The 25,732-nt window shown below is 64.4% G+C and carries 32 protein-coding genes and 1 tRNA gene; 28 read left to right on the top strand and 5 right to left on the bottom strand.

Annotation, left to right across the window (positions count from 1 at the left end):
- The 23 genes from DQ229_RS16860 to DQ229_RS13600 form a co-directional block, all read left to right on the top strand.
- Positions 1 to 458, top strand: a 458-nt coding sequence (locus tag DQ229_RS16860) for a hypothetical protein (protein WP_238381088.1), incomplete at its 5' end; no start/stop codon positions are given.
- Positions 459 to 1,108: 650 nt separating this feature from the next.
- Positions 1,109 to 2,296, top strand: a complete 1,188-nt coding sequence (locus DQ229_RS13705) for a tyrosine-type recombinase/integrase (RefSeq protein ID WP_114966821.1) — start codon at positions 1,109 to 1,111, stop codon at positions 2,294 to 2,296.
- Entirely contained in the window at positions 2,296 to 3,666 is a 1,371-nt protein-coding gene (locus DQ229_RS16400) for a hypothetical protein (RefSeq protein ID WP_155326532.1), read from the top strand. The genes DQ229_RS13705 and DQ229_RS16400 overlap by 1 nt, the downstream gene beginning before the upstream one ends.
- 128 nt (positions 3,667 to 3,794) lie before the next feature.
- On the top strand, positions 3,795 to 3,980 hold the full coding sequence (locus DQ229_RS13695; RefSeq protein ID WP_114966819.1) for a helix-turn-helix transcriptional regulator: 186 nt from the start codon (positions 3,795 to 3,797) through the stop codon (positions 3,978 to 3,980).
- A 112-nt stretch (positions 3,981 to 4,092) separates the two neighbouring features.
- Positions 4,093 to 4,320 carry a hypothetical protein gene (locus DQ229_RS13690; protein ID WP_114966818.1) on the top strand — a complete coding sequence of 76 codons (228 nt, stop codon included), beginning with the start codon at positions 4,093 to 4,095 and terminating at the stop codon, positions 4,318 to 4,320.
- Positions 4,317 to 4,571, top strand: a complete 255-nt coding sequence (locus DQ229_RS16545; protein WP_202909587.1) for a hypothetical protein — start codon at positions 4,317 to 4,319, stop codon at positions 4,569 to 4,571. Before DQ229_RS13690 ends, DQ229_RS16545 begins: the two co-directional genes overlap by 4 nt.
- Complete coding sequence (locus DQ229_RS13680) at positions 4,568 to 5,530, top strand: hypothetical protein (protein ID WP_238381087.1); 963 nt, start codon at positions 4,568 to 4,570, stop codon at positions 5,528 to 5,530. The genes DQ229_RS16545 and DQ229_RS13680 overlap by 4 nt, the downstream gene beginning before the upstream one ends.
- Positions 5,530 to 6,027: a GntR family transcriptional regulator gene (locus DQ229_RS13675; protein ID WP_114966817.1), complete on the top strand. Its 498-nt coding sequence runs from the start codon at positions 5,530 to 5,532 to the stop codon at positions 6,025 to 6,027. Before DQ229_RS13680 ends, DQ229_RS13675 begins: the two co-directional genes overlap by 1 nt.
- The gene (locus DQ229_RS13670; protein WP_162300877.1) at positions 5,993 to 6,463 is read left to right on the top strand and encodes a helix-turn-helix domain-containing protein; all 471 of its coding nucleotides are present in this window, start codon (positions 5,993 to 5,995) and stop codon (positions 6,461 to 6,463) included. The genes DQ229_RS13675 and DQ229_RS13670 overlap by 35 nt, the downstream gene beginning before the upstream one ends.
- Positions 6,464 to 6,538: 75 nt before the next feature.
- Complete coding sequence (locus DQ229_RS13665; RefSeq protein WP_114966815.1) at positions 6,539 to 7,735, top strand: phage portal protein; 1,197 nt, start codon at positions 6,539 to 6,541, stop codon at positions 7,733 to 7,735.
- Positions 7,722 to 8,111: a hypothetical protein gene (locus DQ229_RS13660; RefSeq protein ID WP_114966814.1), complete on the top strand. Its 390-nt coding sequence runs from the start codon at positions 7,722 to 7,724 to the stop codon at positions 8,109 to 8,111. Before DQ229_RS13665 ends, DQ229_RS13660 begins: the two co-directional genes overlap by 14 nt.
- A complete protein-coding gene (locus tag DQ229_RS13655) occupies positions 8,111 to 9,691 on the top strand; it encodes a phage major capsid protein (protein ID WP_238381086.1) in 1,581 nt (526 codons plus the stop codon). Before DQ229_RS13660 ends, DQ229_RS13655 begins: the two co-directional genes overlap by 1 nt.
- A 72-nt stretch (positions 9,692 to 9,763) precedes the next feature.
- On the top strand, positions 9,764 to 10,075 hold the full coding sequence (locus DQ229_RS13650) for an HNH endonuclease signature motif containing protein (RefSeq protein ID WP_338014178.1): 312 nt from the start codon (positions 9,764 to 9,766) through the stop codon (positions 10,073 to 10,075).
- 3 nt (positions 10,076 to 10,078) lie between these two features.
- Positions 10,079 to 10,558 (top strand): hypothetical protein, encoded by a 480-nt coding sequence (locus tag DQ229_RS13645; protein WP_114966812.1) that lies wholly within the window; start codon positions 10,079 to 10,081, stop codon positions 10,556 to 10,558.
- On the top strand, positions 10,558 to 10,740 hold the full coding sequence (locus tag DQ229_RS13640; protein ID WP_202909586.1) for a YodC family protein: 183 nt from the start codon (positions 10,558 to 10,560) through the stop codon (positions 10,738 to 10,740). The genes DQ229_RS13645 and DQ229_RS13640 overlap by 1 nt, the downstream gene beginning before the upstream one ends.
- A 90-nt stretch (positions 10,741 to 10,830) precedes the next feature.
- Positions 10,831 to 11,139, top strand: coding sequence for a head-tail connector protein (locus tag DQ229_RS13635; RefSeq protein ID WP_114966810.1), 309 nt, complete (start codon positions 10,831 to 10,833; stop codon positions 11,137 to 11,139).
- Position 11,140: 1 nt separating this feature from the next.
- Entirely contained in the window at positions 11,141 to 11,563 is a 423-nt protein-coding gene (locus DQ229_RS13630) for an HK97-gp10 family putative phage morphogenesis protein (RefSeq protein WP_202909585.1), read from the top strand.
- Positions 11,560 to 11,976, top strand: a complete 417-nt coding sequence (locus DQ229_RS13625) for a DUF3168 domain-containing protein (RefSeq protein ID WP_114966808.1) — start codon at positions 11,560 to 11,562, stop codon at positions 11,974 to 11,976. The genes DQ229_RS13630 and DQ229_RS13625 overlap by 4 nt, the downstream gene beginning before the upstream one ends.
- The gene (locus DQ229_RS13620) at positions 11,973 to 12,296 is read left to right on the top strand and encodes a phage head closure protein (protein WP_114966807.1); all 324 of its coding nucleotides are present in this window, start codon (positions 11,973 to 11,975) and stop codon (positions 12,294 to 12,296) included. Before DQ229_RS13625 ends, DQ229_RS13620 begins: the two co-directional genes overlap by 4 nt.
- Positions 12,293 to 12,661, top strand: coding sequence for a phage terminase small subunit P27 family (locus DQ229_RS13615; RefSeq protein ID WP_114966806.1), 369 nt, complete (start codon positions 12,293 to 12,295; stop codon positions 12,659 to 12,661). Before DQ229_RS13620 ends, DQ229_RS13615 begins: the two co-directional genes overlap by 4 nt.
- On the top strand, positions 12,639 to 14,246 hold the full coding sequence (locus tag DQ229_RS13610) for a terminase large subunit (protein ID WP_114966827.1): 1,608 nt from the start codon (positions 12,639 to 12,641) through the stop codon (positions 14,244 to 14,246). Before DQ229_RS13615 ends, DQ229_RS13610 begins: the two co-directional genes overlap by 23 nt.
- Before the next feature lie 11 nt (positions 14,247 to 14,257).
- Positions 14,258 to 16,744 (top strand): hypothetical protein, encoded by a 2,487-nt coding sequence (locus DQ229_RS13605; protein WP_114966805.1) that lies wholly within the window; start codon positions 14,258 to 14,260, stop codon positions 16,742 to 16,744.
- A gap of 42 nt (positions 16,745 to 16,786) precedes the next feature.
- The gene (locus DQ229_RS13600; protein WP_162300876.1) at positions 16,787 to 17,113 is read left to right on the top strand and encodes a phage tail assembly chaperone; all 327 of its coding nucleotides are present in this window, start codon (positions 16,787 to 16,789) and stop codon (positions 17,111 to 17,113) included.
- A 218-nt stretch (positions 17,114 to 17,331) separates the two neighbouring features.
- Here the strand turns inward: DQ229_RS13600 and DQ229_RS13595 are convergent, their stop codons facing one another.
- Both DQ229_RS13595 and DQ229_RS13590 read right to left on the bottom strand, forming a co-directional pair.
- Positions 17,332 to 17,610: a hypothetical protein gene (locus DQ229_RS13595; RefSeq protein WP_114966803.1), complete on the bottom strand. Its 279-nt coding sequence runs from the start codon at positions 17,608 to 17,610 to the stop codon at positions 17,332 to 17,334.
- Between the two features lie 3 nt (positions 17,611 to 17,613).
- On the bottom strand, positions 17,614 to 17,850 hold the full coding sequence (locus DQ229_RS13590) for a helix-turn-helix transcriptional regulator (protein WP_114966802.1): 237 nt from the start codon (positions 17,848 to 17,850) through the stop codon (positions 17,614 to 17,616).
- Positions 17,851 to 17,951: 101 nt separating this feature from the next.
- Between DQ229_RS13590 and DQ229_RS13585 the strand changes: the two genes are divergently transcribed.
- Both DQ229_RS13585 and DQ229_RS13580 read left to right on the top strand, forming a co-directional pair.
- A complete protein-coding gene (locus DQ229_RS13585; RefSeq protein ID WP_155326531.1) occupies positions 17,952 to 18,194 on the top strand; it encodes a hypothetical protein in 243 nt (80 codons plus the stop codon).
- Positions 18,191 to 18,487 carry a hypothetical protein gene (locus tag DQ229_RS13580; RefSeq protein WP_114966800.1) on the top strand — a complete coding sequence of 99 codons (297 nt, stop codon included), beginning with the start codon at positions 18,191 to 18,193 and terminating at the stop codon, positions 18,485 to 18,487. The genes DQ229_RS13585 and DQ229_RS13580 overlap by 4 nt, the downstream gene beginning before the upstream one ends.
- A 149-nt stretch (positions 18,488 to 18,636) precedes the next feature.
- Here DQ229_RS13580 and DQ229_RS13575 read toward each other — a convergent pair.
- Positions 18,637 to 18,726, bottom strand: a tRNA-Ser gene (locus DQ229_RS13575).
- A 254-nt stretch (positions 18,727 to 18,980) separates the two neighbouring features.
- The gene (locus DQ229_RS13570; RefSeq protein WP_162300875.1) at positions 18,981 to 20,162 is read right to left on the bottom strand and encodes a cation diffusion facilitator family transporter; all 1,182 of its coding nucleotides are present in this window, start codon (positions 20,160 to 20,162) and stop codon (positions 18,981 to 18,983) included.
- A 270-nt stretch (positions 20,163 to 20,432) separates the two neighbouring features.
- Between DQ229_RS13570 and zwf the strand changes: the two genes are divergently transcribed.
- The 3 genes from zwf to pgi are packed head-to-tail and all read left to right on the top strand — an operon-like array spanning position 20,433 to position 24,201.
- Positions 20,433 to 21,884: a glucose-6-phosphate dehydrogenase gene (gene zwf, locus DQ229_RS13565; RefSeq protein ID WP_114966798.1), complete on the top strand. Its 1,452-nt coding sequence runs from the start codon at positions 20,433 to 20,435 to the stop codon at positions 21,882 to 21,884.
- A complete protein-coding gene (gene pgl, locus DQ229_RS13560; RefSeq protein WP_114966797.1) occupies positions 21,881 to 22,552 on the top strand; it encodes a 6-phosphogluconolactonase in 672 nt (223 codons plus the stop codon). Before zwf ends, pgl begins: the two co-directional genes overlap by 4 nt.
- An 8-nt stretch (positions 22,553 to 22,560) precedes the next feature.
- Positions 22,561 to 24,201: a glucose-6-phosphate isomerase gene (gene pgi / locus DQ229_RS13555; RefSeq protein WP_274378848.1), complete on the top strand. Its 1,641-nt coding sequence runs from the start codon at positions 22,561 to 22,563 to the stop codon at positions 24,199 to 24,201.
- Between the two features lie 436 nt (positions 24,202 to 24,637).
- On the opposite strand, the gene DQ229_RS13550 is transcribed toward pgi, so the two are convergent.
- Positions 24,638 to 25,600, bottom strand: a complete 963-nt coding sequence (locus DQ229_RS13550; protein WP_114966796.1) for a D-2-hydroxyacid dehydrogenase family protein — start codon at positions 25,598 to 25,600, stop codon at positions 24,638 to 24,640.
- Between the last annotated feature and the right edge of the window lie 132 nt (positions 25,601 to 25,732).

The raw sequence follows: 25,732 nt of genomic DNA, 5'->3' as shown, positions 1-25,732 counted from the left end.
ACAGAGCCGGAGCCCTCCAGACCAAAATCACGCCGACTATCCCAAATCATTCGACGACGGACATCCACACCGAAACCCCGCAGGGCGTCAGCCATATCCCCCTCTGCCGGGCCAAGGTCGATGGTTCGCCCCGGTGCCCACGGGTTTTTCTTCCACCTGTCGCGCAGCCGGTTCGCAGCCCGCCGCGCTTCGCGCCGGTGCCAGTCCGCAGGGTTCAGCCTACCGGACAGGAACTCTCGCCGAAGTCGCTCGTGATGCTTGTTGGCTGCTTTCGGCCCCGCGTGCCGAAGGCAACGGCCTTTGCCCTCGCGGATGGGCGCGTTCTGGCATGCGGCGCCCCTCCGCGTCCGGGCGCCGCAGATGGGAGCGAGCTCGCCGCCGCGTGCCGTGAGCCGCGCCCGCTCGCGGAAAAGCGCCTCGTGCGCTTCGTTCTGAAATATCGCATGCCGCGTCATTGACCGAAAGTGCCTCTGCCGCCATCCATGGGTGTAATAATATTACATTTAATGTTGGGCGAAATCCAGAGCCGACGACCGGAGCGAGGGGCACGAACCTGATTTCCCGAAACTGTCCCGGAAGGCACCGGCTTTACCGCCAAAGAGGCGAGCACAGCGCGACCCAGCAAGCTTTACTTCGCGCCACGGCAAGCGAAACGGAGAACGTCTTGACCGCAATGAAAATGATCTCTCGACCGGAAGCGTGCCACCCACGGACGCTGCCCTCACTTGGTTGACGGAACTGTCAAAAAGTTGAGCGTCTGCTGCTTTAGGTGATGGGGAGGTAACGTTTGCGGCCCGGCGCGCAGGGGGAGGCCGGGGGGTGGGGTGCAAGGTACGGCAGAAACTGGTCACTCGCCCTGTATTGGCGCGGCAGGCACAGAGTGAATTTGCCAACCGGGATTTAGGGGCAGATTAGGGGCAAAACGCAGGATAATTAAAATTATCTTTTAAATGCAATGAGAAATGGCGGAGAGAGCGTCAACCGCTGCTGATTCCCCGCTGTTCCCGAAGAGGCCTAGAATGTCTGCAAATACAGGCTTTTTCTATTGCTTTCATTCCGCCGTGTTCCCATAGTGTTCTAGACGTTCTTGACCCAAGTGGGGGAAGATATGGGGGAAGGGATACGCAGGCCGACCAAGGCGCTGACTGCGCAGGCGGTCAAGAGTGCCAAGGATCCGGGCAAGTATTTTGATGGCCATGGCCTCTATCTGCGGATCGACAGGAGCGGGGCGCGGTTCTGGGTTCAGCGCATCGTCATTCGCGGCAAGCGGCGCGAAATGGGGCTGGGCAGTCCTGACCTCGTGTCTCTGGCTGAGGCCCGCACCATCGCGCTTGCCAACAGAAAGCTGGCCCGCGAGGGCGGCGACCCCATTCAGGCCCGGCGCGAGGCGCTGGCCGTCATGACGTTCGAAGATGCTGCGCGCAGGGTTCACGAGCTGCACAAGCCGACCTGGAAGAATCCGAAGCACGCGGATCAGTTCATCAACACACTGGCGACCTATGTCTTCCCCGTGATCGGCCGCACGCGCGCCCCGGATGTGACCACGGCGGATGTGCTGCAGGTGCTGACCCCGATCTGGCTGGAGAAGCCCGAGACTGCGCGCAGGGTCAAGCAGCGGATCGGCACCGTGATGAAGTGGTGCATCGCCCAGGGATGGCGCCAGGACAACCCGGCGACTTCGATCGAGAAGGCCCTGCCCAAGCAGCCGAACACCAAGGAACACCGCAAGGCCTTGCCCTATCAGGAGGTCGCGGGCTTCCTTGACGTGTTGCGGGCGTCGGGCGCCGGCCTGTCAACCAAACTGGCCCTCGAATTTCTGATCCTGAATGCGGCACGCTCGATCGAGGTTCGCGAAGCCCGCTGGTCAGAGTTCGACCTGACCGCGCGGCTATGGGAAATCCCCGCGGCGCGGATGAAGATGAAGCGCCCGCACCGGGTGCCGTTGTCACCGGCAGCCGTACGTATCCTTGAGGCCGCGCAAGGGCTGGATGACGACCTGGTCTTCCCTGGCACGAAGAAGGGCCGGCCAATGTCCGACATGACGTTGTCCAAGCTGGTGAAGGAGCTGGGCTTCCCCTTCGATGTGCACGGGTTTCGCACGAGCTTTCGGACTTGGGCGCAGGAGCGCACCAACTTTCCGCGCGAGGTCGCCGAGGCCGCGCTGGCGCACCTTACTGGCGATGCGGTCGAACGGGCCTATGCGCGGTCTGACGTGTTCGAGAAGCGGCGCAAGATGATGGAAGCATGGGCGGGCTATCTGGCCGAGAAGCCCGCGACAGTTGCGAGGATTGGGTAATGGGATTCCGCGAAGATGTGCCTAAAGTCTCCAGATACTTGGAAAGAATCGAGGAAATTGTTCAACTATATGAGGCCACAAGTTTTGAGCAGGCGGTTGCGGATATGAGTGACCCACGCAGCGATACACGCAAGCATGTCCTCACGATTCTGGAGGCGAAGAAAAGGCTTAACGACATCATTTCCAAACACGAACTATCAAAGAATGTAAAAAAATCATTTATTGAAGATGTTGAGCGTAGCCTTAAGAGGAAACGAGTCGATAAGGTTCGTATAAACATCTTCAATGATAGCACTCGACCGCTTGGAATTGATGAATGGTTCGGAAGGCGAGTATTTTCGGAAGGTTCACCCCTCGATGAGACTGTTTGGTATTGGTGCAATCATCCCGATTTGGGCGAACTAGCAAGGCAGAATTGGGGAAACAACCCTCGAGTTATTATTGATGAACCTGATTTCCTCGATGGCAAATCAATCGTCGAGGAAAAGGTTCATGAGCTTAAGAGACACGGCTTTCCGTCAGAACTATCAACATGGGAATGGGCGGCAGACAGCCTCAGGATGGCCGCCATCGCCCTTCAACGCCTTGGCTTGGCCTATAAGCTTTCAGACTATGTCGAGTGGACATGTACTGGAGAGCCGCCAGAATTAGGTGTAGGGGAAATATTTGGCGAGCCCTCACTCTATTCCGAAGCTGTGTTTGAGGATCAGATTCCCTCGAGTGACGACTTGGTTCGGCTGGGAGGTGTAAAAATTTGGAAATCCGCCAAGGGCACCTTTGTTTCGCCTTTATGGGAGTATCTTTCTTGGCGGGGCTCTGAGGGGTATGGCGAGCTGGGAGAGTATGCGCGCACTGCCGGTGCTATAGGTGAGGGCCTCGACGCCGCCATAACACCTCACGACAGAGAGTTTGATCCAGATGACAATAGTCGCTTACGTCTGGCGCCCGCTAGAATTTTCCACGCTGGTGAAGCAGTGGTGCGCCTCAAAGTGAAGCTGGAGTTCGATGAGTACATCCGCAGAGGTAGATCTGACAGCGAGGCCTCCCAGAGGCGCACCCGAGCTTCCGGCCGAAAGTCCAGAAAGGCACGGGAGGCGAGGCGCGAGGCCTTATTGGGCGCGATGGAAGATGTGGTGCGCCGTATGCCCGAAATTGCCGCTCTGGGCCCGGATCAGATCGCAAAGGTTGCCTTAAAAAAATGCATCGAACAGAACGCTTCGCTCTGGTCAGTAGGCCGAGGGCAAATTTCTGAGTATCTGGGCGAAATCCGGCGCGGAGACAAAGGCCTGGAGGCGTTGAAGGTCCGGTATGACGCGCTGTTTCCGCCCAAACCGCTTAAGCGGTCTCCCTTAAATCGGCAAGGCGCTTAAGCTCATACCGAGATTTAACGAAGTCGCATAAGCGCTTGATTTTGCACGTTACTGATGTCGAAATTTAGCTCATGCTTCCCTAACGTTCCGTGTGAGCGTTTGTCGCAACCAGCGTATGGGAAGCCAACATGCCACAGAGATACCTTCGCCGCACCGAGGTCGAGAAGATCACCGGCCTCAGTCGCTCCTCGATCTACAAGCTCATGAGCGAGGGCGACTTTCCGCGCCCAGTTAAACTGACCGCCAAAGCCGTCGCATGGCCGGAAAGCGTAATCACCGATTGGCTGATGTCGCGCCCGAGCGCCGCAGCATAAACCCCCGCCCGGCGACCGGGACGGGGGCTCATGTGTGTGTTCAGCTGTGGCGGCTGGAAGCATCATCATAGCACCGCCTGCCGCCGGGGGCAAACCCTGAGAGGCAAGAGTTATGAACAAACCAATCAACTTCACGAAAGCGCGCAAGCAGGCGTTCATCAACCCCGAGCAGGCCGAAGCCATTACGGCGAAGCGCCACTATCTGCGCAGCCAGCTTTGCCTGCGCGGCTGGGGCTGGCACGAGGCTGATGCCGAATCCTGGCGCATTGCCACGCTGGCGCAGTTCGGGGCCAACCCGATCGCTGCGGCCCAGGCCCTGTTCAGCGGGGAGGCGGCATGATGCAGGCACCCGCGAAGAAGAAGCACCAGCGCCAGGAGCGCTGGAGGACGCGCAACCCGAAGCAGCATTGGGCGCACCGTGCGACCCGATCTGCGATCAAGAGCGGCCTCCTGGTGAAGTCCCCGTGCGAGGTCTGCGGCGATCCTAACAGCGAGGCGCATCACCCCGATTACGACCGCCCGCTCCTGGTGACCTGGCTGTGCCGAAAGCATCACCGTGCCGTGCACTATCGGAAAGGGGGTGCGGCATGAGCGTGGTTTCTACGGCAGGCCGTAAAACTGCGGCTGGTGTTACTACGGCAGGCCGTAAAACTGGCCGCAACCGGGGATACATCGAAGTCTATCGCCCCCAGCAAAAGACCATCGACCTGCTGGAACAGGTGCAGGCGGTTCTCGATGAATACCGGGAATACTGGCCGCTGACCTGCAGGCAGATCTTCTACCGGATGGTCGGGGCGCATGGCTATGACAAGACAGAGAACGCTTATGAGCGGCTCTGCAACCATCTGGCCAACGCCCGGCGCGGGCGGCTGATACCCTTCTATGCGATCCGCGATGACGGTGTGACCTCATACCGGATGGAACATTACGATGATCGTGATGCCTTCCTGCGGCACATGCGCGAGCTGGCCAGTGATTACACCCGCAACAAGCTGGCCGATCAGGATTTGCATATGGAAGTCTGGTGCGAAGCTGCGGGCATGTTGCCGCAGCTGCATGACGTGTCCGAGCCATACAGCGTGCAGGCGTATTCATCCGGGGGCTTCGATTCCCTGACGGCCAAGAAGCGGCTGGCTGATCGCATCTGCAGAATCGGTAAGCCAACGGTGATCCTGCATCTCGGCGACCTGGACCCGAGCGGGGTTTCGATCTTCGACAGCGTGGCCGAGGATGTGGCCGCGTTTGTCGAAGCCGACCGACGCCACGGCCTGATCAATGTCGAGTTCGAGCGCATCGCGCTGACGGTCGATCAGGTGCGCACCTATGGCTTGCCCGAGGCACCGGCAAAGGCGACTGACAGCCGGTCTGGCAGATGGGATGGCGGCACCTGTCAGCTTGAGGCGCTGCCGCCGCCGATCATCGCAGATATTCTGCGCGAGGCTATAGAGCGGCACATCGACCATGAGTTGCTACAGCTCGACCGAGACCTTGAAGAGCAAGAGCGCAAGGTGATCACGCAACTCCTGTTGCCTGCGCCGGAGGATGACTGATGGGCAGGGACAAGCGCAACGAGGGCCGCGGCGAGCACTTCACCAAGATGATCCGCACCACTATGGAAACGCCTGCCTGGCGGGCGCTTTCCTGCACCGCGCAAGCGCTCTATCCGCACCTCAAGCTGGAATGGCGCGGCCCGGATGCGAACAACAACGGCAAGATTCGCCTCAGCGTCCGACAGGCATCGGAGCGGCTGGGGGTGAGGCCAAACACGGCAGCGAGAGCCTTCCACGATCTGCAGGCCAAGGGCTTCATTGTCGTGACCGAGCACGCGCGCCTGGGCGTCGATGGCGCCGCCTGTGCGCCCGCGTTCGAAATCACGGAGATCAAGTTACCCCATAGCAACAAGAATGACGGCAGGAAGCTGTATCGCGACTGGCGCCCCGGGCAGGATTACCCCGTCCATGCCGCACGCGCCAACAATCCCCGAGGCATCAACGGCAAGAGGAAATCGGCAGATGGATCAGTGGTTCAATTCAACCCGAAAAAATAAAACCCTGTCTTCAAAATGGGGACAGGACTGTCTCAAAAATGAAGACGGATCGCGCGAACCTGTCTCAAAAATGAAGACAGCGCGTCTTCAAAATGAAGACGGATTCGCAGGTTACGAGCCGCAATCCGTCTCAAAAATGAAGACATCCTTATCTACCATCCCCTACGCGCTGGGCGAGGCAGCGGGCAGCGGCGACGGCGCAGGCTCACCGCCTCGGCTGCAAGCGCACCGCTTCGATGCGATGATGCGCAGCGTTGGCGGGCGGCAGCAGGTCATCTGGGGCGCGGCTTCGATCGCTCGCGCGCTCCACGTTTCGACCGACACGGTCTATCGCTGGGCAAAGCGGCCAGAAATGCCGATCCACAAGGTGGGTGGTCGCTACTTCACGACGAAGGCCGACTTGCTGGCGATCCTGCAGGGGCGCGGGCATCCGTGAACATGCGCCCTTTTGCAAGGTTTTTCATGGGTTTGCTCAGTATGCAGGCGGGCGCTGTTCAGCCAGAATCGGCGCATGATCTGGCCCTTTACGAAGAAGCAGCCCGTCGAGCAGAAATCCGGCATTTCCGACCCGGAAAGCTGGCTGCTGGACTTGTTCGGCACTGCGCCGACGCAATCGGGGGTTTCGGTGGGCGCCACCTCGGCGCTGCGCGTTCCCGCGGTCAATAGCGCGATCCGGGTCATCAGCGAGGCCGCTGCCACGCTCGACGTGGAAATCCGGCGGATCGGGGAGAACGGGCGCGAGACCCCCGACCCGACGCATCCGGCGCTGTCGCTTCTCAAGCACGAGGCCAACGATTTCACGCCCGCCCCGGACTTCATCCGCGATCTGGTCATCGATGCCCTGATCCATGATGCCGGGGGCCTGGCCTGGGTCAACCGGGTGAACGAACGCCCGGTCGAGATCATCCATTACACCCGTGGCAGCATCACGGTGGACTATGACCAGCTGACCCGCGAGCCGTCCTATCGGCTGCAGGGCAACCCGCTGGCCGCCCGTGACGTGATCCACCTTCGCAGCCCCTTCGGTCGCAGCCCCCTGTCGCTGGCGCGCGAAGCCATCGGCCTGGCCATCGTCATGGAGCGCCACGCGGCGCGGCTGTTCGGGCGTGGGGCCAAGCCTTCCGGCGCGCTCAAGTTCCCGAAAGGCATGGGCGAGGACAGCGTGAAGAAAGCCCGTGCCGCGTGGCGGTCGGTGCATGAGGGCGAAGACACCGGCGGGCGCACGGCCATCCTCTATGACGGGGCCGAGTTCGAAGCCTTCCAGCTGACCAGCACCGATGCGCAGTTCCTGGAGAACCGCAAGTTCGCCATCGAGGAAGTGGCCCGAGCCTTCCGCGTGCCGCCGTCGATGCTGTTCCACCTTGACCGGGCAACGTGGAGCAACACCGAGCAGATGGGCCGCGAGTTCCTGAGTTACTGCCTGGAGCCGTGGCTGGTGGCGCTGGAAGGCGCGCTGCGCCAAGCCCTGTTCACGCCTGAAGAGCGGCCATTCTGGCGCGTTCACTTCGACCGCGACGATCTGACCCGCGCCGATCTGACGACCCGGGCCACCGCGATCAACAGCCTGATTGCCAGCCGGGTGATCAACCCGAACGAGGGCCGCGCCTGGCTCGACCTGGAGCCCTACGAGGGCGGCAACCAATACGCGAACCCGAACACCGGCGACAACCAGCCGGGCAGCACCGGAGGGGACAATGGATCTGACTGAGATCGCCAGCAACACCGAGGATCAGGAACGGGGCCGCGAGTTCGAGCTGCTTGACCCGGTCACGGGCAAGGCGATCGGCATCACTTTCCGCGTGGCCGGGCCTGACAGCATGACCCAGCGCAAGGCCGAGCTGCGCCTGGTCGATGATCTGGCCGCGCTTGCCGATGAAGACGGGCGGGTCTCGGCCGAGGTGCGCGAGAAGGCCCGCATCGAATGCCTGGCCCGCTGTGTGCTGGGCTGGACCATCGAAGAGGACGGCAAGGCCATCCCGTTCACTCATGCCAACGTGGTGCGGGTTCTCTCGATGGCGAAATGGATTCAGCAGCAGGTCGACGGTTTCGCCGGGGATCGCGCTGCCTTCATGGGGGATCGCTGATGGATCGGCTGGAACTCAAGGCGCAGATCACCGCGCAGGAAGATGGCGCGATCGAGGGTGTGGCCTGGCCCTACGGCACGCCCGACCGCGTCGGCGACATGTTCACCAAGGGCGCCCTCTCGGCGCCGGAAACCCTGCCGATGCTCTTTGGCCACGATCAGGGGCAGGTGGTCGGCGTCTGGGATCAGATCACCGAGGCCGATGAGGGGCTGACCGTGAAGGGGCGGCTTCTGATCGATGATGTCGCGCGAGCCCGTGAGGTGCGCGCGATGATCACGAGCGGGGCCGTGACGGGGCTGTCGATCGGCTTTGTCACCAAGGCCGCAAAGCCGCTTCGCCGGGGGCGGCACATCACAGCGGCAGACCTGATGGAAGTCTCGGTGGTGGCGATTCCCGCGCATCCCGGTGCGCGCATCACGCACGCGAAATCAGCAATATCGGAGTTCGAGAACATGAGTGAAGAAAACCAAGGGCAGGACACTGCCGAAATCGAAAAGAAGATGGGAGAGATCGAGGGCGAGCTGAAGACCCTGCCCAAGATCACTGAACGCCTGGACAAGCTGGAAGCCAAGTCCAACCGGATCACCGGCGGCGGCGGTGACGGCGAGGACAAGGCCGCCATCGAGGCCAAGGCGCTGAACACCTTTCTGCGCCAGGGCGCATCCGGGCTGGACGTTGAGCAGAAATCCAGCCTCAACCTGGGCACCAACAGCGCCGGCGGCTATGCGGTCGCGCCTGAATACAGCCGCCAGATCATCGAGAAGATCACCGAGATCAGCCCGATGCGCCAGGTGGCGCGGGTCATGGCCATCGGCACCACGGAAGTGCTGTTCCCGGTGGTCACAACCAAGCTGGCCGGAACCTGGGTCACGGAAACCGGCGAGCGGCAGGAATCGCAGCCGGTGTTCGATCAGATCAAGATCGAGACCCACGAGCATGCTGTTATCGTGCCTATCAGCCAGCAGCTGATCGAAGACAGCTTCATCGACCTGCAGGCCTATCTTGCCGGGCAGATCGCCGAACAGTTCGGACTGGCCGAGGCTCAGGCCTTCATCGCGGGCGATGGCGACGGCAAGCCTTTCGGCTTCCTGGACAACCCGGCGCTGTTCACGCAGCACGACATGGCGCAGGACGCTGATGCCGAGGCCGTGGTCGCTGCGGTCATCGATCTGTTCTACAAGCTCAAGACCGGCTATGCGCGCAACGCCGCATGGATGATGAACCGCAACACCATGGGGATCATCCGCAAGGCTGCCGACACCACGGTCAAGGGCGCGATGTGGTCTGACGGGCTGGCCGATGGCACCCCGCCGCGTCTTCTGGGCCGCCCGGTGGTCGAGGCCCCGGACATGCCCGACCTGGAGAGCGGCGAGACCCCTGCCGAAGACACCTTCCCGATCGCCCTGGGCGACTGGAACACGGCCTACACCATCGTTGACCGTATCGGCGTGCAGATCATGCGCGACGACTTCACCGGCGCCGATAATGGCATCGTGAAGATGCGCGCCCGCCGCCGTGTCGGGGGCCGCCTCCTGCAGCCCGAGGCCGCGGTCCTGATGAAAGGTCCGGGTGACGAGTAATGACCCCGCTGGCCATCCATAGGTGCCCCGATGCCAATGAAGCCCCCGAGGCTCTGCGCATGCGGCCATCGGGTGGCCAGCGGTGCCCGTTGCCCTTGCGAGAAGCTGCGCGACCGCGACCGCAAGGCACGGTTCGACAGGCAGCGCCCCAGCTCAAGCGCCCGTGGCTACACCGGCGCCTGGGAGAAGGCGCGCAGGGCGTTCCTGCGCCGCAACCCGGCCTGCGCCATGTGCGGCGCCCCGGCCACCACAGCGGATCACAAGACACCGCACAAGGGCGACAGCACCCTCTTCTGGGATCGCAGCAACTGGCAGCCGCTCTGCGGCCATCACCACAACAGCGCCAAGCAACGGCAAGAGCGGCGCGAAAGTAGAAGGAAGTGAACCATGATCTTTGCCACTGCAGGCAGCAAGCTCTACATCGGCGGCGTCAAGTCGATGCAGTCTGCCGACTTCATCGAGTCCGACTTCGACAGCGAAAGCTGGGAAGAGATCGGCGGGCTGGAAAGCCTGGGCACGCTTGGCGATGCCTCCGAAGAGATCACGCAAGACATCATCAGCGAGGCCCGCACCAAGCGGCTCAAGGGCACCCGCTCTTCCCCGCCGATGGAAGTGATTGCGGCCATTGATTACGACGATGACGGCCAGCTGGCGCTGATCGCCGCTGAAAAGGCGCCGCACGATTACGCCTTTCGCGTGGTCTTCAACGATGCACCGCCTGACGGCACCCCTTCCGAGCGCCTGTTCATCGCCAAGGTGGCCAGTGCCACGGAAGCCTATGACACCGCCAACAGCGTGATGAAGCTCAACGCCTCGCTCTGGGTCAACAGCAACGTGGTGCGCGTGGCCGCTGCCGAGGCTGAGTGATGGCTGAGGTGAAGCCCGGCGATGTCGTGCAGCTGAAGAGCGGCGGCCCCGCCATGACGGTGAGCAAGGTGGAAGGCGACATCTGCCATTGCGCCTGGTTCATCGGCTCAGACCTGAAGCACGGCATGTTCAGCGCGGCGACGCTGGAGCCATACGAGGCACCCAGCGTGAAGTTCATCTGATGCCCCGGGGGTGGTCTTCGACTTTGACCGCCTCTTGGGGACCGGCGCGGGGACGCTTGCGCAACATTTGCTCAAATTGGAGTTCCGCCAATGGCAATCGTGACGACCGAACAGCTGCAGGCCCAGCTCAACATCACGTTGCCCGATGACGACAGCCTGCTGCAAGACAAGCTGACGGCAGCGCAGGGGCATATCGAACGCCTGCTGGGCTATCGCATCGAGGAACAGTTCGGCGGCGAGGACCAGGAGCCTGTGCCCGAGCCTCTGTGTGAGGCGGTGCTGCAGCTGGCTGCCTGGTGGTATGAGCAGCGCGAGGCCGCCATCACGGGCACCATCGTCGCGCCGTCGCCGCACAGCGTGGCTGACATCGTGCAGGAATACCGGGAATGGAGCTTCTGACGTGGCGCGGGACGGTGGCATAAAGCGCTTTCAGCAGCGCATGCAGGCGATGCCCGCCGCGGTGCGGAAGGCCGTTGGCCCGGCGGCTTATCGCGGCGCCGAAGAGATCGCCGACATGGCCGAGACCCTGGCGCCCGAAGACAGCGGCGATCTGAAAGGCAGCATCGTTGTGACCGGGCCGGGCAACATGACCCCGCCTTATTCGCACCCCGGCGGCGCACACAGGGTGCCCGAGGGCGCGGCAGCGGTGAGCGTCGGCACCAGCGACGTGCGCTATCCGCACCTGCAGGAGTTCGGCACCCGCCATCACCCGGCGCAGCCGTTCTTCTGGCCGGCCTTTCGCATGCTCAGGAAGCGCAGCGCCAACCGCATCAAGCGCGCCATGTCCAAGGCGGTGAAGGACAACTGGGGGGCAGGCAAATGAGCGTGGCCCTGGAAGTTCAGAAGGCGATCAGGGCGCGGCTTGTGGCGTCTTCGGTGATCACTGACGATGTGCCGCCCGGCTCGATCCTTGACCGCAACCAGCGCCCGGCACCGACGCCTTCCATCATCATCGGCGAGGCGCAGGCGGTGGATGACGGCGAAAGCATCGCGCGCCGCCGCACCCGTGTCTGGCATACAATCCATGTGTGGAAGAAGGAACCTTCGCTGGCCGGGGCAAACGAGATCGCGGGCAATATCCGGCAGGTGATCCAGTGGAAGCGCCCGGACCTCGGCGCCGGCCTGCACTGCATTGATTGCTTTGTCTCTGGCATCCGCACGGTGCGCGATCCTGACGGCGAAACCAGCCATGCCATCGTGACGGTGGAAGCGCTGGTGCTGGAGGTGCCGCAATGAGGTCGGGCAGGCTGCGCCACAAGATCACCGTTCAACGGGCCACGGAGACCGTGGACGCCGCGGGCACGCCATCATTCGACTGGGCGGAGCTGGCGACCCTGCGCGCCGAGGTGGTGCAGCAATCGACCGAAGAGTTCATCCGTTCGCAGGGCGCCAGTGACGAGCGCGTCGTGATCTTTCGCACCCGCTTCCTGGCGGGCGTCGGCAATGATGACCGGATCGTCTGGCGTGGCGAGGCCCACAATATCCGCGAGGTTGCGGTGCTGGGCCATGAGCACGGGCTGGAAATCCGGACGGTCACGCATGAGGGGGCGGAATGAAGGGCACCAAGCCTCAGCTTGTCATCGACAATGACGCAGTGGACCGCGTGCCCCAGGCGCCGGGCTGGCTGTCCAAGGATGCCCGGGCGGAATGGCGCCGGGTGATGCCCGCGCTTGTGAAGCGGCGCATCCTGACCCGTGCCGATCTGGGCAGCGTCGAGAATTACTGTGTCGCGATCGGGCGCGTGCGCGAGGTCGAGCGAGCGATACAGGCCGCCGACGCGATCGATCCGGCACTGTTTCGCATGCAGGACAAGGCCACCACCACCGCGCGACAGCTGGCGGCCGAGCTGGGGCTGACCCCGGTTTCGCGGTCGCGGCCTTCAATCAGGGATGATGGCGATGATGATTCCCTCCTGGCTTGAGGACGGCAGCGACATTCCCGATCCGCTGGGCCGGGGTGAGAAGGCAGTTACCTGGCTGCGCCGCCTGCGCCACCCCAAGAACCCGGCGCCGGGCAGCCCGTTCCAGCTTGACCCGTGGCAGGAGCGGATCGTGCGCCGCATCTATGGCCCGCGCCACGAGGACGGCAGCCGCGTGGTGCGCCGCGTGGTGCTGCTGCTGCCCCGTGGCAATCGCAAGACCTCGCTCTGTGCTGCCCTGAATCTGCTGCACCTGATGGGGCCGGAACGTGAGCCGGGCGGCCTGATCGTCTCGGCGGCTTCGGCGCGTGAGCAGGCGATGGAACTGTTCAACGAAACCGCCCTGATCATCGACAATGACAAGCGCCTCTCCAAGCACCTGACGGTGCGCGAGTATGTCAGCAAGATCGCCTTCAATGCCGAGCGCAACCGCTACATCGCTGTTGCAAGTGACGGCAAGGTTCAGCACGGCAAGACCCCGAATGTGGTGATCGCCGACGAGCTGCACGCCTGGCATGGGGCTGCGGGAATGCGGCAATGGGAAGCGCTGGACTCGGCGCTTGTGAAGGTGCCTGGCACGCTGATGATCGTCGCCAGCACGTCCGGGCGCGGGCAGGAGAACCTCGCCTGGAAAACCGTTGAATACGCGATCCGGGTGCAGAAGGGCGAGATCGATGACCCCGCCACCCTGCCGGTGATCTTCATGGCCGAGCCCGAAGACGACTGGACCGATGAAGCGCTCTGGCACGCGGTCAATCCCGGGCTCAAGCATGGATATCCTGACATCGCGGGCTTTCGCGACAAGGCCCGCAAGGCCGAGCACTCGCCCTTCGAACGCGACAGTTTCATGCAGTTCAACCTCAACCGCTGGCTTGACCAGTCGACCAGCCCCTTTGTCGAGATGCACGTCTATGACGCGGGCGCGCATGCGGTTGATCTGGAAGAGCTGGACATGGTGCAGGCGCCCTGCTGGCTGGGCGTGGACCTGTCGAAGAATGAAGACCTGACATGCGTGGTTGCCGCCTGGGAAGATGGCGACGATGGCTATCAGGTCTGGGCCTGGTTCTTCTGTCCCGAAGACAACCTGCGCGATCGCGGGGACCGGCACGGCGTCGATTACGTCGAATGGGCAAAGCAGGGGTTCATCATCCCGACCCCGGGCAACACCGTGGATCTTCGCGCGGTCGAGGATCATGTGCGCGAACTCTGCGCCCGCTTCAATGTGCGCGAGATCGCCTTCGATCCGACCTATGGCCGGCACATGATGGGCAACCTCAACGATGACGGGCTGCCCGTGGTCGAGTTCCGGCAGGGCTGGGTCTCGATGGCGCCGGCGGTCAAGGAGCTGGAACGGGCCATTCTTGGCCGGCGGTTTCGGCACGGCGGCCATCCGGTGCTGCGCTGGAACTTCGAGAACGTGCAGCTGCACGTCGATCAGGCGGGCAACCGCAGTTTCCACAAGGGCAAGAGCGGCAACAAGATCGATGGGGCTGTCGCAACTGCAATGGCCGTGGCGCGCTGCGCCGCAGGCGAGGTCAAGTTCATCACCGATGAGCCCTGGTTCGATGATGAAATGTTTCTGGCGTAGGAGGCGCAGCGATGTCCGATACCGAACGATTGTTCGTTCAACTGGAGGCGCGGGTCAGCGACTTCGAGAAGCGCATGCGCCAGGCCGAACGGCGGGGCACTCGGACCTATAACACCCTGCAGCGCAATTCCCGCACCGCCACCCGGCGGATGGAGCGCGACATGGTGCGCAGCTCCACCCGGATCAACACCGCGCTGGCCAGCACCTCGGCGGCGGTGGGCAACCTGAACACGGTCCTGCGCACGGTCGGCGCCCCGCTTCTGGGGGCCGCGGCCTTCACCGGGCTGGTCCGTGGTGTGCGCGGTGCGGTGTCGGAACTGTCTGAACTGGGCAAGACCGCGCGCGATGTGTCGATGGATGTGGAAGAATTGCAGGGCGTGCAGCGCGGTTTCGCCCGCGAGGCCCGGCTGTCGCAAGAGCAGGTGAACGCCAGCCTTGAGCGGTTTGCCCGGCGCGTCGGCGAAGCGGCCAATGCCACCGGCCCCCTGAACACCACCGTCGAGCGCTACGGCATCCGGCTGCGCGATGCCAACGGGGAGCTGCGCACCCAGGGCGACCTGCTGCGCGAGTTCTCCAACGTGATCCGCAGCGCCAGCAGCGATCAGGAAAGGCTGGCAATCGCCCAGGCCGCTTTCGGGGATACAGGCCGGCGCATGGCCCAGGCCATGAACGAGGGCGCAGCCGGCATCGATCGCATGATCCGCGAGGCCATCGAGGCCGGTGACGTGATCGATCGCCACCTGATCGCGCGGGCCGAAGAACTCGATGACAGGTTCAATGATCTGGCCCGGCGCGTTTCCACGACCTTTCGCAGCATGGCTGTGGAGATCGCGGATTTCATCGATCGCATGGCGCAGCTCAATGTCGAGTTCGATGATTTTCTCAAGGCCCGCGAGGGGCGCACCCGGGAAGTGGCGGGCGATGACTTCATTGACGCCATCGGCGAGCCCTCGGCTTACGAGGCCCTTGCCGCTGCAGTGGGCAACTACGACCGCGCCATCAATGAGCTGGGGAACTCGGCCAGCGGGGTTGCGCTGGACCTCTATGACTTCGCGCTGAACCTGGAACATCTCGGCGAGATCGGCGCGGCCGATGTGCTGGAACGCCTCGGCGATGAACTGTCCCAGCTGGTCGACGAGTTCGAGGCGGGGGAAAAGTCCCAGGAAGATTTCGCAGAAGCCCTTGAGGGCGTGTCTGGCCGGGCCGAACAGGTTCTCGGCGATCTGCAAAATGTCGATGCCCAGGGCTTCGATCGGGTCATGGGGCAGGTGCAGGCGCTGCGCGGGACGCTTCTGTCAGCGACCGATGCCGCACAGGGGCTTGCCCTCGCGCTGAACGTCGCCGCCGATCTGGGGCCGTCTGACGCGGCCCAGCGTCGCGCTGGGGAGATACAGGCGCAGACCGATGCCCAGGCGCGCAGGAAGGCCCGGGAAGAGCTTGTGGCGTTCCTCGCCGAGGAAGAGCGGCTGTCCGGACGCACGCGCGAGCAGATCGAGCTTGAACGCGAACTGGCGCAGGTGCAGCGCCGGGCGCGAACCGAGGGCATCGAGCTGACCGACGCGCAGGCCGAGGCCCAGGCCCGGGCCAACCTCGCGCTGCGCGAGGCATCTCAGGGCGGCTCAGGTCGCGAGGGCGGCGGGCGCGGTGGGGGCGCTGGTGACTTTACCCGCATGGTCGAAACCGTGCAGGACCGCACGCGCGCGCTTGAGGCCGAGGCCGTGGCACTGGTGGCCGCCGCGCAATCGGGCCGCGAATACGGTGACGCGATCAACTTTGCCATGCAGCGCGCCCGGCTTCTGAACGCGGCACAGCGCGAGGGGCTTGCAATCACCCCGGAGCTGGAAGCGGCCATTGACCGGATGGCCGATGCCTATGCCCGGGCGGCCAGCGAAGCGGCGAACGCGGCGCAGGAAATGCAGGAGGCCGAGGCACGCGCCCAGCGTGGTGCCCAGGCAATGACCGATCTGTTCTTGGGGATCGTTGACGGCGGCAGAAGTGCCGAACAGGCGCTTGCCCGGCTCTTGCAGCAGATGGCGCAGGTCTACCTGCAGAAGGCCCTGCTTGGCCTTGCCGAAGGCGGCGGGCCATTTGCCTTTCTGGGGGGGATGCTGGGCGGCTTCGCGGGCGGTGGTTACACCGGCGACGGCACCCGCAACCAGCCCGCGGGCATCGTTCACCGGGGCGAGTATGTTTTCAGCAAGGCCGCTGTGCAGCGCCTCGGCGTCGGGCGCCTGGAGTCCATGCACAAGGCCGCGCAGGGATATGCCAGCGGCGGTGCTGTCGGCGCCACAGCCGCAGCAGGCGGGCCGCAGGTCGTGGTCAACGTCAAGAACGAGTTCTCCGACGCCAAGGTCGAGGCACGCCAGCGTGAATCCGTGGATGGCCGCGCCATGGTCGACATGGTCGTTTCCGCCGTGCGCGAGGATTACGCCCGGGGCGGCTTCGACGGGGCCAACAAGACCCGCTTCGGGCGGGCACCCCGAACGGTGAAGAGGTGATCCATGCGGCGCAGTGAATACCATAAGGCGCTTGCCCAGGCCGTGACCGACCAGCTGCAGGGCAAGGCTTCATTGAATATCCCTGCAGGCGCCGCGCCACTGTGGCGGGCGTTCCTTGAACTGTCGATGGCGCGCAGCTGGCACCAGTTCGGCCCGAACCCGATCAGCTATCAGGAGATCGAGGCCTGGGCCCGGCTCAAGCGCTGGCCGCTGCAACCGCACCATATCGATGCCCTGCGCGCGATGGATGCCGCGCTGCTGGAACACTTCGCGCTGAAACGGGCAACACCGCCGGGCGGATCGAAGACCGTGCCGCAAACGTCCGGGCACAAGCTGTCGCCGAAGCTGTTCGACCTGGCGCTGAGTTAGGGGCTGACCACCCTGGGGCGACGTGCTCACCCCCAACGGTCGGGCAGTTGTGTGGCCCGCGTTCAGTCATTGCGCGAACCCAACCCGCAACTGGGCGAGTGCGGTGAAACCCCCAGAAGGCGCAGCGGGTCTACCTCCTTTGCCCGCGTGGCGCAGATCGCCACGTCTGAAAAACGGGGGCGATCAAGGGCCGGGGCGGCAGGGCTGTCCCGGCCTTTCTATTCGATCTCTTTTCGAATTTGCATCGCACGCTCTTCAATCTTGTCGAGAAGGCGGCTTGTCATCTCGCTCGTCCTAACCCCGATCTGCAGAAGAAAATCGCTGTCGCTGTCCGAACTCGACGTATAGCCCTGCTTGGAAAGCCTGCGTATCTCAGAAATTGTTTGTGTTTGAAATTCCAGCGCCTGCACCGCCAAGTGCTGCGCAAACGAACATTCGAGAAGATACTCTAGTGTTGATAGTTTCGCATAAATCTCGATCTGCAAATTCTTGTCCATCCCTCATTCCTTTCTGAGTGCAACACCCGGACCATTGCCATTCTCAGGCAGGAAGACCACGCCAGCCGCTTCAAGGGCGGCCACAAGCTTATGAACCGTGTCCATGCGGCTCTTCACAAGTCCTGCCCCTGCACCCTCTAGGTTCCGTATGGTGTTGACGCTTACGCCTGCACTCTCTGCAAGATGGCTTTGGTCTAGTCCGGCGAGCGCGCGGGCTGCCCTGAGTTGGTTTCCGGTCATTTAGTTATGAAACCCATTTTTGTGGTTGACGACACCAGCATGGCGCCATTATGGTTACGATACACAATTTCCTAGAAGCAGCAACCAAAAGGATGCACATCATGACCAAAGAAACCCCGATTCCGGGGAACACCCCCGGCTTGCCAGAACACCCCGACTTCGAGCTTTTGGGCCGTCACCAGCGCATCGAAGCATACGCGGACGTTCTGGAATCCATCTTGGATGCCGCGGAGTGCAACGAACACCAGGAGCGGCAGGTTTATGCCGTGGCCAGTGGCATACGTACGACCGTGCGCGAGGCTATGGGCTTTGCGGAAGCGATGGAGAGGGAGTGGAAGAAATGACCGTTCCCAAGCACCAGCGAGACGCTTTCGAGGCCACAGACGAGGCCCTGAATCACATCGACGGGCTGATTTCGGCGCTGGATGTAATCGAGGACCAGATTCGCCTCGTGGACGAGATGCAGCGCGAGTCAAAGGCCTTTCGCATCATCCGGCCCATTCTTGAAGAGAAGATGGCCGAGATGTGGAAGCTTCGCAATCGCGAATGGCAAAGCATCGGCGGCAAGGTCGGGGCCGATGTTCTTGCCGAAATCCATGGCGAGTCGCAGCAGGGACCAGAGGCCGAGCAAGCCTGAGGGTGGCCACCACGACGCAGGGCCGGGGCATTGCTCCGGCCTTTTGCGTGGCAGGGATGGGTCTCTTTTCATCTGGGGGAAGTATTGGGGGAGAGAGTTGGCCGCGGTTCACGCATATTATGCAAAAACAAGGACTTATGCTGGTTAAGTGGCGGAGAGAGCGGGATTCGAACCCGCGAGACGGTTTCCCGCCTACACGCTTTCCAGGCGTGCGCCTTCGACCACTCGGCCACCTCTCCACGTCCCGGCGCTCTTAGCAAGCGGCGTGGGCTGAATGCAAGCACAAGCGCATGTGTAGGGAAAATTGCAAGCTCGTATGTTTCTTACCTGGCCTGCAACTGATCATTCATCCAGTTGCGCCCGGCGCTTGGTTGATGTTGCTCCGTCCCCGAATCTTCCACCGCCCTTGGCGAGAGTTCTCCGGCGTCGCTCAGGGTGGCAGGCAGGTCTATGCCCCCGATCGGAGCGCCCGGAGGGGCGCGGGGGGCGCGCCCTATTCGCTGACGCAATGCAGGTTGACGCGGGCCACGGCGGGCTGTGCTGCGCGCATGTGCCGGGTGATTTCGGCCTCCAGCTGGCTTTGGCGGGGGCGGTCCGCGTCGCACAGATGCGCCACCAGATCGACGTTGATGCCCTCATCGAAATAGCCCAGGCGGATCTCGCGCAGGGTGATGGCCGGCCAGTGACGGCCAAGCAGGCCGCGCAGCGTCTGCTCGATTTCGGCGCGCAGGGGGGCGGCCATGGCGCCGAAGCCCTCGGCATGGCCGTCAGGCTCGATGTGCAGCACGATGTGATCCAGCGCGCGGATCGCCGCGACGGCGCGGGAATGGGCGGCCTCACTGATGCGGTGGCCTTCGGTCACGGTGATTTCGGGGTCTACCAGAAGGCTGGCATCGGCGGAAAGCGCGTTGCCATGCTGGCGCACGCGCAGCGCGCGCAGCCCCGTCACGCCGGGGGTGGCACGCAGGACACGGGCGATGGCGCGGGTGTCTTCCTCGGTCGCCTGGGTGTCGACAAGCTCGTGAACGGCGGGGCGCCCCTGGCTCCAGGCGACGCGCAAAAGCATCGCCGCGATCACCGCCGCTGCCAGCGGGTCGAACAGTGGCAACCCGGCCATGCCCCCGGCGATGCCCAGTGCCGCCACCACCGATGACAGCGCGTCCGAGCGATGATGCCAGGCATTGGCCACGACCAGCGCTGAGCCGCTGACCCGCCCGACCCGCACCGTGAGGTGATAGAGCGCCTCCTTGAGCAGCAGCGAAAGCCCCGCCACGGCCAGCGCCAGCAACGTGGGCGGCGGTGCGGGCGTCTGGGCGAGCAGCCGCGCCCCGGCATCGAACAGGATTCCCACGGCCGCCAGTGCCAGCGCTGCCGCCACGGCCAGGGTGGCCAGCGTCTCGAACCGGCCATGGCCATAGGGATGTTTGCTGTCGGGGCCGCGCGCCGAGTGTTTCAGCGCCCAGAGCACGGTCACATCCGAGGCCAGGTCGGCCAGCGAATGCACGCCATCTGCCACCAGCGCCTGACTACCCGCGGTCCAGCCCGTGACGATCTTGCCCAGCGCAAGCGGCAGGTTCACCAGAAGACCCACCCATGTGACCCGGCGCTTGGCGCGGGCCTGCGCGGCATCGGGCCGGGAGGATGGCAGTTCGGGCGTATCGGCTGTCGGGGTCATGGATGCGTCGTCAGTGCAAATGGGCGCGGCAGTGGAATCGGCCGCAGGGCCGGCGATAATGTCCCCCGGCGGGGGGCGGGTCAATTCGGGTGGCGGGCGCGCTTGTTTTCGCTGCGCCATCTGCCCTTGCCGGCCCCGTCGGCCCGGCCAGATGCGCGGCGCGTCATCGGCGCAAGCGGCGCGTGCATTTCGAGCCGCGCTTGTGTCGGGGGGCGTTGTTGCTAGAGTTGCGCGGGCAAGACCGCCCGGCAGGGCGTATCGAGGAAGAGCATGGTTGCACGCGTCATTCCGGTCGAACCTTTCGACCTGGTCATATTCGGGGCCACGGGCGACCTGGCGCGGCGCAAGATCCTGCCCGGCCTCTACCGCCGTTTCCGCGACGGGCAGATGCCGGATGACGCGCGGATCATCGGTGCCGCCCGCGGCAGGATGGACAGCGCAACCTACCGCCGCGAAGTGGCCGCCCTGCTGAACGAGTTGGTGCCTCCCGCCCGGCGCGACGCGCAAAGCTTGCGCGCCTTTTGCAGGCGGATCGAGTATGTTGCCCTCGACGCCGCCGGTGATGGGGGCTGGCCGCAACTGGCCGCGCTGCTGCGCGAGGATGTGGTGCGGGCGTTCTACTTCTCGGTCGCGCCCGCGCTGTTTGGCGAACTGGCCGCGCGGCTGCACGAACATGGCATCGCCAATGCCGACAGCCGGGTGGTGGTGGAAAAGCCCTTCGGCCACGATCAGGAAAGCGCGCGCGCGCTCAACGCGACCCTGGCGCGGCATTTTGACGAGGCGCAGATCTACCGGATCGACCATTACCTAGGCAAGGAAACCGTGCAGAACCTGATGGCGGTGCGTTTTGCCAACACCCTGTTCGAGCCGCTGTGGAACGCGCGCTTCGTCGACAACGTGCAGATCACCGTGGCCGAAACCGTCGGCGTGGAGGGGCGCGGCGCGTATTACGATGGCGCCGGCGCCATGCGCGACATGATGCAGAACCACCTGATGCAGCTTCTGTGCCTGATCGCGATGGAGCCGCCCTTCCGTTTCGAGCCGGACGCGGTGCGCGATGAAAAGCTCAAGGTGATCCGTGCGCTCGATCCGGTGGATGGCCGCGACGTGGTGCGCGGGCAGTATCGCGCGGGGCAGGGCCTGGCAGGGTATGCCGAGGATGCCGGCTGCGGCGCGAGCGACACCGAAACCTTCGTCGCGCTCAAGGTGCAGATATCGAACTGGCGCTGGAAGGGCACGCCCTTCTATCTGCGCACCGGCAAGCGGCTGAGCGCCCGCGCCAGCGAAATCGCCGTGACCTTCCGCGCGCCGCCGCATTCGATCTTCGGCGAAAGCGAGCGCTGGCAGGAAAACGTGCTGGTCATACGTCTGCAACCCGACGAGGGCATGAAGCTGCATGTGATGATCAAGGAGCCGGGGCCGGGCGGGATGCGGCTCAAGGATGTTCCGCTTGACATGTCATTCGCCGAGGCCTTGGGTGAAGAGGGGGCCGACATCCCCGATGCCTATGAGCGGCTCATCATGGATGTGATCCGGGGTAATCAGACGCTCTTCATGCGCGGCGACGAGGTGGAAGCCGCCTGGGCCTGGACCGACCCGGTGATTGCGGGATGGGCCGCTGCCGGGCCGCCGCACGGCTATGGGGCGGGCAGTGCCGGGCCGGAGGACGCAGAGCGCCTGCTGCACCGCGATGGCCGCCGCTGGAGGGAGATCGCGCCATGACATTCCAGGAATATCCTGACCGCGAGATGATGTTTCTGTCGCTGGCCGACCGGCTGGCGGGCGAGTTGAGCGATTTCCTGCGCCGGCAGGATCGCGTGACCTTTGCGGTGCCCGGCGGCACCACGCCGGGGCCAGTGTTCGACGTGCTTTCGGGGATCGAACTGGACTGGGAGCGCGTCACGGTGGTGCTGACCGATGAACGCTGGGTGCCTGCCGACGCGCCGCGCTCTAACACACGGCTGGTGCACAAGCGGCTGTTGCAGGGCAATGCGGCGCAGGCGCAGCTGGTGCCGATGATCGCAGACGACCCCACGCCGCAATCTGCCCTGCCGGGCCTGACCGAGGGGCTGACACCGTATCTGCCGCTGACCGTGCTGCTGGCGGGAATGGGCGGCGATCTGCACACGGCTTCGCTTTTTGCCGGCAGCGCGGAACTGGCCGAGGCGCTGGCAAGTGACGCGCCCCCGCTGGTGGCGACGCGCCCCGCCGGATCGGAGGAATGGCGCGTGACTCTCAGCGCGCCGGTGCTGCGCAAGGCGATGACGACCCATGTGGTGATCACCGGCCCGGAAAAGCGCGCGGCCCTTGAGCGCGCCGCCGACATGACGGTGGAAGAGGCGCCGATCCGGCTTTTGCTGGATCAGGCCACGGTGCACTGGGCCGAGTGAGGCAGCGCATGAACGAACAGGTGGAAACGATCTGGGCCGGTCTGGCGGCATATCACCGGACGGTGGCGGATCGGCCTCTGCGCGGGCTTTTCGAGGATGCGGGCGATCGTGCCGACGATTTCTCGGTGCGCTGCGGCGAGATGCTGTTCGACTACTCGAAAACCGGTCTCGACGGGTGGTCGCGGGCGCTTTTGCTGGACCTGGCGCGCGCGGCCGGCGTCGAGGCGCGGCGCGCGGCCATGTTCGACGGTCAACGCATCAATGTCACCGAAGGCCGCGCGGTGCTGCACACGGCCTTGCGCAACCCCGGCCGTGCGGTGCGGGTGGATGGCGAAGACGTCAGCCCCGGCATTCGCGAAACGCTGTCGCGGATGAAGGGCTTTGCCGAGGATCTGCGCGCGGGCTGGTTGGCGGGGCAGGGCGGGCCGATCACCGATGTGGTCAATATCGGCATTGGCGGCTCGGACCTCGGCCCGGCCATGGCAGTGGCGGCGCTGGCCCCATATCACGATGGGCCGCGCTGCCATTTCGTGTCCAACGTGGACGGCGCGCATATCCATGACACGCTGGCCGGGCTGGACCCGGTGCGCACGCTGGTGATCGTGGCCTCGAAAACCTTCACCACCGCCGAGACAATGGCCAATGCCCGGGCTGCGTGGGTGTGGATGGCCGCGCAGGCGGCCGACCCCGGCGCGCAGTTCGTCGCGCTATCCTCGTCGCCCGAACGCGCGGCGGAGTTCGGCATCGCGCCCGCGCGGGTGTTCGGCTTTGCCGATTGGGTGGGCGGGCGCTATTCGCTGTGGGGGCCGGTCGGGCTGAGCCTGATGCTGGCCATCGGGCCAGAGCAGTTCGAGGCGTTCCTTGCCGGCGGCGCGGCGATGGATGCGCATTTTCGCGAAACGCCGCTGGAAGACAACATGCCCGTGATGCTTGCGCTGGTGGGCATCTGGCACGCGCAGGTTTGCGGCTACCCGACCCGCGCGGTGTTGCCCTATGACCAGCGGCTGGCGCGGCTTCCGGCCTATCTGCAGCAACTCGAGATGGAGAGCAACGGCAAGCGCGTCGCGCTTGACGGCACGGCGCTTGAGCGCGACTCCGGCCCTATCATCTGGGGCGAGCCGGGCACCAACGGGCAACACGCTTTCATGCAGCTTGTGCATCAGGGCACGCGCGTGGTGCCTTGCGAGTTCCTGCTGGCCGCGCGGGGGCATGAGCCCGAGCTTGCCCATCAACACCGGATGCTGTTGGTCAATTGCCTGGCGCAGGCCGAGGCGCTCTTGCGTGGGCGCAGCCTTGAGGAGGCCCGCGCCCAGGCTGCTGCAGCCGGGTTCGAGGGCGCGGCACTGGAAACCCAGGCCCGCCACCGGGTGTTTCCCGGCAATCGCCCCTCCACCACGCTGATCTATCCGCAGCTTACCCCCGAAATGCTGGGCCGGATCATCGCGCTTTACGAGCACCGCGTGTTTGTCGAAGGGGTGATCCTGGGGATCAACTCCTTCGATCAATGGGGGGTGGAACTGGGCAAGGAACTGGCGCAGCGCCTGTTGCCCGCCGTGGAGGGCGGGCCGCTGCCCGAAACCGACGCCTCCACCCGCGCGCTGCTGCGGTATCTGCGCGCCCATGGCGGCAGCCCGGATCACCAGTTGTAGCGGGAGTTGACGGCAGGTGTTTAGGGGCTGCCGGGGGGCGTTGAAGTGACGCATCGGTTCAAGGCTGTCACGAGCCGCGCTTGACCATGGGGAACTGCTTTGCAGCGCGTGCGCCAGGCGGTTTGCCTCGCAAGCTCGAAAGAGCCGCCCATGGGCGCGATTACCACTGGTCGAATCATTGGCCAAAGATGCCCCGCCCGTGCCGCAAGCACGGGCAGCGCCCGACCGCCCCCCCGGGCGGGCGCTTCGCTTCCGCCCGCAGTCGGGCACTGCCCGCGCCATCATGCGGTGCGTTTCAAGCAGAGCCGGTCACGCCTGCGCCGTGAGCGCCTCAAGGCCAATGCGGCGCTTTGCCCGCGGTTGCAGCGCCTGTCGGTAACGGACCGGCCCGCCGTCACGTCACGCCATCAGCTTCGGGTGCCTTGCGACCAGCCACTCAGGCCGGCGAAAGCACGCGGACCGGCTCGCCCGCCTGCCATGCCTTGATCGCCTCGGCCGTCTGGCCGTAGAAGACGCGGAAGGTGGCTTCGGTCGTGTAGCCCAGATGCGGGGTCAGCAGCAGCTTTCCCTGGTCGATCAACGCGCGGTCGATCATCGGGTCATCGGCGGCCAGCGGCTCGCGGTCGAACACGTCGATCCCGGCCTTGGCCGGTTTGCCCGCGCGCAACCCCTCCAGGAGCGCGGCGCTGTCCACGATCGGCCCGCGCGAGGTGTTCACGAAGACCGCGCCGGGTTTCGCCGCCTCGAAAGCCTGCGCGCCGATCAGCCCGCGCGAACGCTCCGACAGGATCAGATGCACCGAAACCACATCCGATGTGGCCATCAGATCCTCAAGGCTGGCGCAGCGCTTCACGTCCAGCTCGGCACAGCGCGCCTCGGTCAGGTTCTGCGACCAGGCGGCGATGTTCATGCCGAAGGCCCGCCCCAGCCCGGCCATCTGCGCGCCGATGGAGCCAAGCCCCACCAGGCCCAGTGTCAGCCCGTTCAGGTCACGCCCCAGCCCGCTTTGCCAATTGCCGTCCTGAAGGCTTTGCGCCTCGGTCACGATCTGGCGGTTGAGCGCGAGGATCAGCGTCATTGCCAGTTCTGAGGTGGTGGTCTTGCGGGTTTCGGTGCCGCAAACGGGGATGCCGCGCGCCCGAGCCGCCGCCATGTCGATCGAGGCGTTGCGCGGCCCGGTGGTGACGATCAGCTTCAGGTTCGGCAGCGCCTCGATCACGCTGGCGGGCAGGGGGGTGCGCTCGCGCATGACGCAGACGATGTCGAAAGGCTGCAGGGCCTCGGTCACCTTCTCGGGGCCGCCGATGGGCTTGCTGAACACGGTGACTTCGCCCAGCCCGGACCAGTCGGCCAGGCTGGTCGCGACGCCTGCGTAATCATCAAGAATGGCAATTTTCATGGCTTTTTCCTCTGCTTGTGCTCCGTGGCTGGCAGGGTGGCCGCGCCGACGGGCGGTGTTCGCCGTGCAATGGAGGGCCTTTTGCCCCCGTTGCAAGAGTGGTCGTGAAGATCGCGCGCCCGTGCTTTCCGC

Source organism: Alkalilacustris brevis (genome assembly GCF_003350345.1).
Lineage (GTDB): Bacteria > Pseudomonadota > Alphaproteobacteria > Rhodobacterales > Rhodobacteraceae > Alkalilacustris > Alkalilacustris brevis.
The sequence above is the reverse complement of the archived record's forward strand: the minus strand, read 5'-3'. Positions and strand labels throughout refer to the sequence as shown.